The following is an 11,449-nucleotide window of genomic DNA, read 5'->3' as shown; positions in this document are numbered from 1 at the left end:
CTGCGTTCCCCGCACCATAGAGGCTTTCATGAGGCACAAGAAGTTCGGCTCGACCGGTCACGACGTATCAGTCATCGGGCAGGGCACCTGGTACATCGATCGCGGCGATCGTAAGGCGGCGGTCGCCGCGCTCCGCCGCGGCCTCGATCTCGGCATGACCCATATCGATACCGCGGAAATGTATGGCGATGCGGAGATCGTCGTTGCGGAGGCGATCGCCGGGCGGCGGGACGAAACCTATCTGGTCTCCAAAGTGCTGCCCAGCAACGCCTCGCGCCGCGGCACGATTGCGGCGTGCGAACGTTCACTGGCGCGGCTCAAGACCGACCGGCTCGACTGCTATCTGTTGCACTGGCGCGGCAGCTTTCCGTTGTCGGAAACCGTCGATGCGTTCGAGCAGTTGGTCCAGGCTGGAAAGATCCGCTCCTGGGGTGTCTCCAATTTCGATGCCGAGGATCTTGACGAGCTTCTCGAAGTTGCAGGCGAAGGCAAGATTGCCTGCAACCAGGTGCTCTATCACTTGCAGGAACGCGCGATCGAGCATGCGGTGGTCCCTTGGTGTGAGAAGCACGGCGTTGCGGTGGTCGCCTATTCGCCGTTCGGCCATAACGAGTTTCCGGATCAGCGCAGCAAAGGCGGCGCGGCGTTGCAGACGATCGCCAAGCGCCATGGCGCCTCCGCGCGCCAGATAGCGCTGGCCTTTCTGGGGCGCGAGGCGAACGTGTTTCCAATCCCGAAAGCATCGAGTTTGGAACACGCCGCAGAGAATGCGGCGGCTGGCGATCTCCTGCTCAGCAAGGAAGACATTTCGGCGCTCGAAAGCGCATTCCCGCGCGGACCGAGGCCGCGGAGCCTGCCCATGCTCTAAGGGCCCGCAGTGGAAGCGCCGCCCCGACGCACGCCGCATATCCGCTTCCTGTTTTCGGGCCTTGTCGCCGCGGCGTGATCGGGCTCTTTGGTGGGTTCGCCCGATTCGCCTGGTTCGGCCTCGAGTTCAAAACGTGACACCTTCCGCAACTGCTGCAAGGCTGGACCGCGCGACATCGCCTGAGCGTGAGCGGCGCCGGCCGGAGAACGAGCCGGTTCCCTCGGTTCCGTCGCGGCATGACCGGCCGCTGCGCGGGATTATGCTGCTCGTTGCCTCGACCATCTTTCTCGGCACATCGGACGCAACGTCGAAATATCTTTCGAAGACCCTGCCAGCCGTCGAGATCGCCTGGATCAGGTTTCTGATCTTCGCGCTGATCATGCTTCCCGCGATGATGCCAGTCTCGCCGCTCTTTGCGCTGCGAACCCGGCGTCCAATGCTGCAGGTCGTACGTGCGATAGCACTGCTCGCCTCGTCGCTGCTGTTTATTTCCGGGTTGCGGTTTCTCCCGATCGCGGAAGCGTCCGCCACCAGTTTCGTCTCCCCCCTGTTCGTGACCGCGCTGTCGATCGCTTTCCTTGGCGAGAATGTCGGCCTGCGTCGCTGGCTGGCCACGGCGGGAGGGCTGGTGGGCGTGCTGATCGTGCTGCGCCCGGGAACCAGCGCGTTTCATGCCGCCGCGTTCTTTCCCGTGGCCTCCGCATTCGCCTGGGCTTCCTGCCTGATCATGACGCGCATGATGAGCGGACAGGAACGCGCGATGGTTACGATGACCTATTCGTCCATCGTCGGCTTTGCCATCCTCTGCGTAATGGTTCCGACGGTCTGGGTGACACCGACCTGGCACGACATTCTGTTCGGAACCATCGTCGGCGTGGCATCGACCGCCGGGCAGTGGATCGTGGTGCTGGCGTTTCGCTACGCCGATGCTTCCGTGCTGGCGCCGTTTTCCTACGTCCAGCTGCTCTGGGTCACGCTGCTCGGCTTTGTGATCTTCGGTGAAGTTCCCGACGCCTGGACCATCACGGGCGCCGCCGTCATCGTGTCCAGCGGTGTCTATACGGCATACCGCGAACGAGTCAGGCATTCCCAGCTTGCCGCGCTTGCGGCGGCGCGGTCGCCGAACCCCTGATCTCGACGACGGCTGCCATCACACCGGCAGCGCGACCGAGTATTTCACCTGGCTCAGCGCAAAACTCGATTCGATCGAGGCGATGCCGTCGAGCCGTGTCAGCTTGTTCTTCAGGAACGCCTCATAGGACGAGAGATCGGCGGCGACGACCCGCAGCAGATAGTCGCGGTTGCCGGTCATCAGATAGCACTCCAGCACCTCGTCCCATTTCGAGATCGCCCGCGCGAACCGGTTGAGGTCTTCTTCCTTCTGCCGTGCGAGCTTGATCGAAATGAAGACGCTGACATGCAGGCCTACTGACTTCTGGTCGACGGAGGCGATATAGCGCGTGATGACGCCGCGCTCCTCCAGCAGCTTCACGCGGCGGTGGCAGGGCGAAACCGAAAGCCCGACCTTCTCTGCGAGTTCGGCCATGGTGATGCGGCCATCGGATTGCAGAAGGCCGAGAATCTTGCGGTCGATGGCGTCAAGCGTAGACATTGGGATGAACCATTTATAGAAGGGGATGGATTGGTAAAATATCCCAAAACATCGGCTCACGTCGCCAAGATTTGAGATTTTTGCCAGGCGCGCTCGCGGTAACATTGCGGTAATCAACAGCCAAAAGGCCCTGAGGCTGGGAGCTCGCCATGCCGACTGAACCCGCACGCCTTGACATCTTGAACGCGCTGACGCGCAAAGTCCTGTGGCTGTCGTCGTGGACCATCCACCACGCCAACCACGTCAGGCCCAATGTCGATGGCTTGAAGGTCGGCGGCCATCAGGCGTCCTCGGCTTCACTCGCTACCATCATGTCGGCGCTGTATTTCTCGGTGCTGCGGCCGCAGGACCGCGTCGCGGTCAAGCCGCATGCGAGCCCGGTGTTTCACGCGATCCAGTACCTGTTCGGACACCAGAGCCGCGAGAAGCTGGAAAACTTCCGCGGCTTCAAGGGCGCGCAGTCCTATCCGTCGCGCACCAAGGACGTTGACGATGTCGACTTTTCGACCGGCTCGGTTGGCCTTGGCGTCGCGCAGACGTTGTTCGCATCGCTGGTGCAGGATTACGTCAAGGCGCATGGCTGGGCCAAGGATCGCCCCGAAGGACGGATGATCGCATTGGTCGGCGACGCCGAGATGGACGAGGGCAACATCTTCGAGGCGCTGTTGGAGGGATGGAAACACGGCCTGCGCAACACCTGGTGGGTGGTCGACTACAACCGCCAGAGTCTGGACGCCGTGGTGCGCGAAGGGTTGTGGGAAAAATTCGAATCCATGTTCCGTAACTTCGGCTGGGACGTGGTGATCGTGAAATACGGCAGCCTGATGCGCGAGGCGTTCGCCGAGCCCGGCGGCGAGGCGTTGCGCAAATGGATCGATCAATGTCCGAACCAGCTTTATTCGGCGCTGTGCTTCCAGGGCGGGGCGGCGTTCCGCAAGCATTTGCGTGACGAGATTGGCGATCAGGGCGCGGTGACGCAACTGATCGACAAACGCAGTGACGAGGAGTTGCTCGCACTGATGTCCAATCTCGGCGGCCACGACATGGCCAGCATGCTGGAAGCGTTCGAATCGATAGATCACGATCGGCCCGTCTGCTTCATCGCCTACACCATCAAGGGCGTTGGCCTTCCGTTCCAGGGCCACAAGGACAACCACGCCGGCCTGATGACGGTGGCGCAGATGGAGAAGTGGCGCACCGCGCAGAATATCCGCCCCGGTCATGAGTGGGACAGGTTCGAGGGCCTGCCGCAAACGCCATCCGAACTCGAGGCGTTTCTATCGTCCGTTCCGTTCAACGGCGAGGGCCGGCGCCGGCTCAGTGCGCCGGTGATCGATGTTGCGGAGCGGCTTACATTTTCGCCCTCAGCGCATATGTCCACCCAGCAGGGATTTGGGCTGTTGTTGAACGAACTCGCGCGTGGCGACAGCGCGCTCGCCGAGCGCATCGTCACGGCCTCTCCGGACGTTACGGTGTCGACCAATCTCGGTGCCTGGGTCAACCGGCGCGGTCTGTTCGCGCGCGCCGAGAAAGCCGACCTGTTCCGCAGCGAAAAGATCCCGTCGACCTTCAATTGGGACGCTTCGCCCAAGGGGCAGCACATCGAGCTCGGCATCGCCGAGATGAATCTCTTTATTCTCGCATCGGCCCTCGGGCTGTCGCATTCGATCCACGGCGAACGGCTGCTCCCGGTCGTAACGCTCTATGACCCCTTCATCGAGCGCGGCCTCGATGCACTCAACTATGCCTGCTACCAGGACGCGCGTTTCATGGTTGCGGCGACGCCCTCGGGCATCACGCTGGCGCCGGAAGGCGGTGCGCATCAGTCGATCGCGACGCCCCTGATCGGGATGGCGCAGGACGGTCTGGCGTCTTTTGAGCCGGCCTTTGTCGACGAACTCGCCGTCATCATGGGGTGGGGTTTCCGGCACATGCAGCGCGAAGGCGGCGAGGGCGGTTCGGTGTACTTGCGCCTCACAACCCGCAGCATAGACCAGCCGCAGCGGATCATGTCGCCGGAGCTCGAGGCCGGGATCACCGAAGGCGCTTACTGGCTGCGCAAGCCGGGACCGAATGCGGAAGTCGTCGTCGCCTATACCGGCGCGGTCGCGCCGGAAGCGATCGAGGCGGTCGGGCTTCTCGGCGAAAACCGCCGCGATATCGGCCTGCTCGCCATCACCTCGGCCGATCGGCTGCATGCGGGATGGACGGCCGCGCGCCGCCTGCGCCGGGATCGCCGCGGCACGTCGCATCTCTCCCATATTGAAAAGCTGCTGTCACCGTTGCCGCGTGATTGCGGGCTTGTGACCGTGATCGACGGGCATCCATCGGCGCTCGGCTGGCTCGGCGGCGTGCGCGGTCATCGCGTGGAGGCGCTCGGCGTCGAGCAGTTCGGCCAGACCGGCACGATCAGCGACCTCTATCGCCATTACGGCATCGATGCGAACGCCATTATTGATGCGGCAGAAAGCCTTACCTCGGGCGCGCCGGTACGTCACCGCAAATTGGCCGTTTGATCTGTGTTAGACCAGCAGCGCAGCCTTCCGCCGCTCGCGCAGCATCCAGATTACCGGCAGAAGCGCCCCGCGAGATAGTTCGTGTCCCCGACGCATCGCCGCATGACAATGACGCGAAGCTTGCCTCCGCGTCATAGAGTCTTGCGATGGGCTTCGCCCCGACCTTATATCAGACATCTGCCGTCGCGCGGCGCCCTGCATATGGCGGGTTCAATTTTGGCAGGGTTCGTGCAAGGATGCTTGCCGAACGCCTGTTCTTTCTCTCTGCGAAATCAAGAGGTTTCCATGGTCAACCGCATGCAATTTTATATCGATGGCGCCTGGGTCGATCCGGTCGTCAAGAAGTCCACGCCTGTCGTCAATCCGGCGACCGAAGAGGCGATGTATGAGGTTGCCCTCGGCTCCAAGGCCGACGTCGACAAGGCGGTCGCCGCCGCCAGGCGTGCCTTCGAAACCTATTCGCAGACCAGCCGGGAGGAGCGCATCGCGCTGCTGGAGAAGATCATCGGCATCTACAAGGGCCGCATGAAGGAGATTGGCGCTGCGGTCTCTGACGAGATGGGCGCCCCGTTGCCGATGGCCGAGCGGCTGCAAGCCGGCGCGGGCCTCGGACATCTCGCTTCGACGCTCGAAGTGCTGAAGAACTATCATTTCGAGGAACCGGTCGGCAGCGCGGTGGTGGTACGCGAGCCCGTCGGCGTGGTCGGCATGATCACGCCCTGGAACTGGCCGCTGAACCAGATCGCATGCAAGGTCGCGCCCGCGCTCGCCGCCGGCTGTACCATGATCCTCAAGCCATCGGAATTCACCCCGACCTCCGCGCTGATCTTCGCTGAAATCCTCCATGAAGCCGGCGTGCCCAAGGGCGTGTTCAACCTGATCAACGGCCTCGGGCCCGAGGTCGGCGCCGCCATGAGCGAGCATCCGGACATCGACATGATCTCGTTCACCGGCTCGACGCGCGCCGGCATCGACGTAGCGAAGCGTGCCGCACCCACCGTCAAGCGCGTCAGCCAGGAACTCGGCGGCAAGTCGCCGAACGTCATCCTGGAAGGCGCCGATCTCAAGAAGGCGGTCACCGGCGGCGTGATGCACATGTTCAACAATTCCGGCCAGTCGTGCAACGCGCCGAGCCGGATGATCGTGCCGTTGTCGAAGATGAAGGAAGTGGCGGCCATCGCCAAAGGCGTGGCCGAGAAGACCAAGGCCGGCGACCCCCGCGCCGAGGGAACCACCATCGGCCCGGTCGTCAATCGGGTGCAGTGGGACAAGATCCAGGCCTTGATCAACAAGGGCATCGAGGAAGGCGCAACGCTGGTTGCCGGAGGTCCCGGTCTGCCGGAAGGCGTCAACAAGGGCTTCTATGTCCGTCCGACCATCTTCGCCGATGTCACTAATGACATGACGATCGCGCGCGAAGAGATCTTCGGGCCGGTGCTCACCATCCTCGGCGCCAAGGATGAGGAAGACGCGGTCCGCATCGCCAACGACACGCCCTATGGTCTTGCCGGCTATGTCTTTGGCGATACCGTGGAAAGCGCTCGACGGGTCGGCCGCCGCATCCGCGCCGGCAACGTCAATCTGCAAGGCGTGCCGAACGAGCGCACCGCACCATTCGGCGGCTACAAGCAGTCCGGCAACGGCCGTGAGTGGGGCAAGTTCGGCCTTGAGGAATATCTCGAAGCGAAGGCGATCGCCGGTTTCAACGCGGCGTGATCACGAATCGTCGTTGCGGGCGGAGCGAAGCAATCCAGACGAAGGAAGTGCTCGATTGCTTCGGCGCTTACGATTTCTCGCAGTGACCAGCATTTCAGAGAAAAAACGCCGGGGCGGCTTCCGCTCCGGCGGCTTTGTTTTTGCGTGCAGGCAGGCAAAGCGAAGCGGGGCTACCCGGTGGAACGGTGGGCAACGCGCAACGCGCCTCTGTCTCGCTGCAATTTCAATGATCACCCCCCAAACGCGCCTTGGGTGTTCACATAGAGCGCGTAGATCGACTGGCTCGCCGCCATGAACAGGCGGTTGCGCTTCAAGCCGCCGAAGCAGACATTGGCGCAACGTTCAGGCAGCGCGACGCGGCCGATCGGTTTGCCGTCGGGCGCAAAGACCATCACGCCGTCGAGCTCGGCATTGCCCATGCCCCAGCCGCACCAGAGATTGCCGTCGATGTCGCAGCGCATGCCGTCGGGCGTGCCGGGCCCGGCGTCGATCAGCACGCGCTTGTTGCTGATCCTGTCGCCGGAAGGCGAAACGTCGTAGGCAAGGATCTTGCGGTTCGGTACGCCACGGGATTCGACGATGTAAAGGATCTTCTCGTCCGGCGAGAAGCAAAGTCCGTTCGGCCCCAGAACGCCTTCGGCAACGATGGTGGCTTTGCCGGTTTTGCCGTCGATCCGGTAGACGTTGGCATCAATCTCCGACTCTGCGACATATCCCTCGTAATTGCCCAGGAGTCCAAAGGTCGGGTCGGTGAACCAGACCGATCCGTCGGATTTGACGACGACGTCGTTCGGCGAGTTCAGCTTCTTGCCGTCGAACGAATCGATCAGCACCGTAATAGAGCCGTCATATTCGGTCCGGACCACGCGCCGCCCGCCATGCTCGCAGGTGACGAGGCGTCCCTGGCGGTCACGCGTGTTGCCGTTGGCGAAATTCGACGGCTTGCGATAGACGCTGATCGCGCCGGTTTCCTCTTCCCATTTGATGATGCGCTGATTGGGGATGTCGCTGCATAAGAGATAACGGCCGTCACCGAACCATACGGGTCCCTCGGCCCAGCGCAGGCCGGTCGCGAGCCGTTCCACTGCAGACAGTTTCAGCCAATATTTTTCGAAGCGCGGATCAAGCGCGTGAATGCAGGGGTCGGGGTATTGTGTCGCCGGCTGAAAGCCGGAGCGTGCGGGATTGTCGGACATTTAGTGTTCTCGTTGCTGTGTGATTTCCTCGCCGTGGTCATCTGCTAGCATCGGCAAGTTCCGGCGGCAACCTTGCCGCGATGCGCGCCCCGCGCCATACTCAAACAACGAATGCAAGAACGAGGAATGAAATGCCACGGATATTGATGACCGGCGCGGCGGGGGGAATCGGCACGAGCTTGCGCAAGCTGCTACCGCCGATCTACCCGGATCTGCTGTTGAGCGACCTGAAAGCGCCCGCCGATCTCGGCAAGGACGAAAAGTTCGCGGCCGCCGACCTTGCCGATCTCGCGCAGGTCGAAGCGATCTGCGAGGGCGTCGACGGCATCATACATTTCGGCGGCTATTCCGTCGAAGGCCCGTGGGACGCCATCCTGCAATCCAACATCATCGGCTGCTACAACCTGTTCGAAGCCGCGCACAAGAAGGGCGTCAAGCGCATCGTGTTTGCATCGTCGAATCACGCGGTCGGCTTCTATCCACGCTATCACCGCATCGGCACCGACGTGACGCCGCGGCCGGACAGTCGCTACGGCGTCAGCAAGGTGTTCGGCGAGGCAATAGGCGCGCTCTATGCGGACAAGCACGGTATCGGGGTCACCTGCATCCGCATCGGCAATTTTGGCGACAAGCCGATCGATCATCGCAGGCTCTCGATCTGGCTCAAGCCGGAAGACCTGGTGCAACTCTGCCGGATCGGGCTCGAACACCCCGACATTCATTTCGAGATTTTTTACGGCGCTTCCAACAATGAACGCTCGTGGTGGGACAATCACCGCGCCTACGATCTGGGCTATCGTCCGATTGGCCGGGCGGAAGATTATCGCGAACATGCCTTTGCCGAGCAGGCCAAGCTGAAACCCGATCCGGTTGGAGACTTCTACCAGGGGGGCACGTTTTGCGGCATGGAGTTCGATGGTGACAGGAGCCGCGTCATCGACCTGAAGTGACCCTTGTCTGGCCTTGTGCTCGGCACAGCTCGAAATGACATCAAGAAAGCAACAAAGGAAACAAGAAAATGGCTGACGGATTGCGCAAGGGATTGGCGAGTTATGGGGATCCCGGGTTTTCGCTGTTTTTGCGCAAGGTGTTCATCAAGGCGATGGGGTATTCGGACGACGCGCTGAACCGCCCGATCGTCGGCATCACCAACACCTACAGCGACTACAATCCCTGTCACGGCAATGCGCCGCAGATCATCGAGGCGGTGAAGCGCGGCGTGATGCTGTCCGGCGCGATGCCAATGGTGTTCCCGACGATTTCGATCGCTGAAAGCTTTTCGCACCCGACCTCGATGTATCTGCGCAACCTGATGGCGATGGATACCGAGGAGATGATCCGCGCCCAGCCGATGGATGCGGTCGTGGTGATCGGCGGCTGCGACAAGACGCTGCCCGCGCAGATCATGGCAGCGGTCTCGGCCGACCTGCCGACCGTCGTCATTCCGGTCGGCCCGATGGTGGTCGGCCATCATCGCGGCGAAGTGCTGGGCGCGTGTACCGATTGTCGGAGGCTCTGGGGCAAGCATCGCGCCGGCGAGATCGATGACGCCGAGATCGAGGCGGTCAACGCCCGCCTCGCGCCGTCGGTCGGTACCTGCATGGTGATGGGCACTGCCAGCACCATGGCCTGCGTCACCGAAGCGCTGGGGCTATCACTGCCGATGAGCGCAACCATCCCCGCGCCCCACGCCGAGCGTTTCCGGCTGGCGGAGGCGAGCGGCAAGGTCGCCGCCGAAATGGCCAAGGCCAAGGGACCGAAGCCGAGCGAACTGCTGACCGCATCTTCTTTCCGCAACGCACAGGTCGTACTGCAAGCGATCGGCGGATCGACCAACGGCCTCATTCACCTGACTGCGATCGCCAACCGCAGCCCGCACCGCATTGACCTCGAAGCCTTTGACAAGCTCGGCCGCGAAGTACCGGTCCTGATCGACCTGAAGCCCTCCGGCGCGCATTACATGGAACATTTCCATCATGCCGGCGGCGTGCCGAAATTGATGGCGCAACTCGGCAACCTGATCGATCTGGATGCTAAAACGATCACCGGCGAGGCTTTGCGCCAGGTGGTTGCGCGCGCGGAGGAGGTGCCGGGTCAGGATGTCATTCGTTCGCGCGACAACCCGATCAAGAACGTGGGCTCGATGGCCGTGCTGCACGGCAACCTCGCGCCGCGCGGCGCCGTCATCAAGCAGTCCGCTGCAACGCCAAAGCTGTTGCAGCACACCGGCCGCGCGGTCGTGTTCGAATCCGTCGAAGACATGACGCAGCGCGTGGACGATCCCGCGCTGGAGGTCTCTGCCGATGACGTGCTGGTGCTGCGCAATGCCGGGCCCAAGGGCGCGCCCGGCATGCCCGAGGCGGGCTATCTTCCGATTCCAGCCAAACTCCTGCGCGCCGGCGTCAAGGATATGGTGCGGATATCGGATGCGCGGATGAGTGGCACGGCGTTCGGCACCATCGTGCTGCACATTACGCCGGAATCGGCCGTCGGTGGGCCCTTGGCGCTGGTGAGAACGGGCGACATGATCGCCCTGGACGTCGAAAAGCGCCGCATCGATCTTCTGGTCGATGCGGCCGAACTTGAAAGGCGCCGCGCCGCGCTCAAGCCGCCGAGCGCGGATTGGGCCAAACGCGGCTACGCCCATCTGTTCCATGAGACCATCTTGCAGGCCGACGAAGGATGCGACTTCGATTTCATGCGCGCCCAGGGAAAGAGCTGAGGCAAAAGACCATGAGACGGGCAACGCCTGACCCCGGGAAAGAAAAATATCCCTGTCACACAGGCGGAGGCATCTCCTGCGGATGCAGAAGCACCTGTTTACCCTGAGTTCGATTGACATCCCGACAAAGCCGATGGGATGATCCAGGAAAACAATCGGGGAGGGGAGATGATGGCAAGATTGGGCAAGCCGCTCGGCGCGGTCGTTGCCGCCTTTCTGTTCATCGCGGCAGGCGTTTCCGCGCAGGAGGTGAAGCACTATCGCCTCGCCTATGATCAGCCGAAAAGCACCGGCTACGGAATCCTCGGCGACATCTTTGCCGAAAAGCTCAAGACGCTCAGCAAGGGCACGATGCTGATCGATCAGTATCCGGGCGCCCAGCTTGGTCAGGAGCCGCAGGTGCTCCAACTCGTGAAGGCCGGTGACATCGAGTTCTGCATTTCCTCCTCCGCCAACGCCGCGACGCTTTCGCCGCAGGCCGGCGTGATGTCGATGCACTTCCTGTTCCGCAACGAAGCTCATCTGATCAAGGCAATCGCGGATCCCGAAGTCGCCAAGGCCGTCAAGGCGATGATCGCCGACACCATGCAGGGCGCCCACGTCATCGCGCTAGCGACGCTTGGTCTGCGCCACATGTATTCCAAGCTTGAGATCCGCAAGGTCGAGGACATCAAGGGGCTTAAGGTTCGCGTGCAGGCGACGCCAACCGAGGACACCATGTTCCCGGCCTATGGCGCGCAGATCGTGCACATGCCATTCGGCAGCGTTTATACTTCGCTCCAGACCGGCGTAGTGGATGTCGGCGAGAACGGCATCAAC

The 11,449-nt window shown here is 62.4% G+C and carries 9 protein-coding genes; 7 read left to right on the top strand and 2 right to left on the bottom strand.

Features of this window, described 5'->3' with window-relative positions:
- Window positions 1-28: 28 nt before the first annotated feature.
- Together NEZ08_RS21145 and NEZ08_RS21140 are read left to right on the top strand one after the other, a co-directional pair.
- A complete protein-coding gene (locus NEZ08_RS21145) occupies window positions 29-868 on the top strand; it encodes an aldo/keto reductase (RefSeq protein WP_298111318.1) in 840 nt (279 codons plus the stop codon).
- Window positions 869-1,127: 259 nt separating this feature from the next.
- A complete protein-coding gene (locus NEZ08_RS21140) occupies window positions 1,128-2,000 on the top strand; it encodes a DMT family transporter (protein WP_298111436.1) in 873 nt (290 codons plus the stop codon).
- Between the two features lie 18 nt (window positions 2,001-2,018).
- Here the strand turns inward: NEZ08_RS21140 and NEZ08_RS21135 are convergent, their stop codons facing one another.
- Entirely contained in the window at window positions 2,019-2,480 is a 462-nt protein-coding gene (locus NEZ08_RS21135; protein WP_298111316.1) for an Lrp/AsnC family transcriptional regulator, read from the bottom strand.
- Window positions 2,481-2,629: 149 nt separating this feature from the next.
- On the opposite strand from NEZ08_RS21135, the gene NEZ08_RS21130 reads away from it, so the two are divergent.
- Together NEZ08_RS21130 and NEZ08_RS21125 are read left to right on the top strand one after the other, a co-directional pair.
- A complete protein-coding gene (locus tag NEZ08_RS21130) occupies window positions 2,630-4,996 on the top strand; it encodes a transketolase (RefSeq protein ID WP_298111314.1) in 2,367 nt (788 codons plus the stop codon).
- 285 nt (window positions 4,997-5,281) lie between these two features.
- Window positions 5,282-6,712, top strand: a complete 1,431-nt coding sequence (locus tag NEZ08_RS21125) for an aldehyde dehydrogenase family protein (RefSeq protein ID WP_298111312.1) — start codon at window positions 5,282-5,284, stop codon at window positions 6,710-6,712.
- A gap of 230 nt (window positions 6,713-6,942) precedes the next feature.
- Here NEZ08_RS21125 and NEZ08_RS21120 read toward each other — a convergent pair whose 3' ends face one another.
- Window positions 6,943-7,908 carry an SMP-30/gluconolactonase/LRE family protein gene (locus NEZ08_RS21120; RefSeq protein ID WP_298111311.1) on the bottom strand — a complete coding sequence of 322 codons (966 nt, stop codon included), beginning with the start codon at window positions 7,906-7,908 and terminating at the stop codon, window positions 6,943-6,945.
- Between the two features lie 131 nt (window positions 7,909-8,039).
- On the opposite strand from NEZ08_RS21120, the gene NEZ08_RS21115 reads away from it, so the two are divergent.
- The 3 genes from NEZ08_RS21115 to NEZ08_RS21105 all read left to right on the top strand — a co-directional run.
- A complete protein-coding gene (locus NEZ08_RS21115; protein ID WP_298111309.1) occupies window positions 8,040-8,858 on the top strand; it encodes an NAD(P)-dependent oxidoreductase in 819 nt (272 codons plus the stop codon).
- Window positions 8,859-8,926: 68 nt separating this feature from the next.
- Complete coding sequence (locus NEZ08_RS21110; RefSeq protein WP_298111307.1) at window positions 8,927-10,630, top strand: IlvD/Edd family dehydratase; 1,704 nt, start codon at window positions 8,927-8,929, stop codon at window positions 10,628-10,630.
- 168 nt (window positions 10,631-10,798) lie between these two features.
- Window positions 10,799-11,449: TRAP transporter substrate-binding protein (locus NEZ08_RS21105; protein WP_298111304.1), on the top strand; the 651-nt coding region annotated here is incomplete at its 3' end.

Source organism: Bradyrhizobium sp. (genome assembly GCF_027451485.1).
Taxonomy (GTDB): domain Bacteria; phylum Pseudomonadota; class Alphaproteobacteria; order Rhizobiales; family Xanthobacteraceae; genus Bradyrhizobium.
Note: the sequence above shows the minus strand (reverse complement) of the source record. Positions and strands in the feature narration are given on the sequence as shown.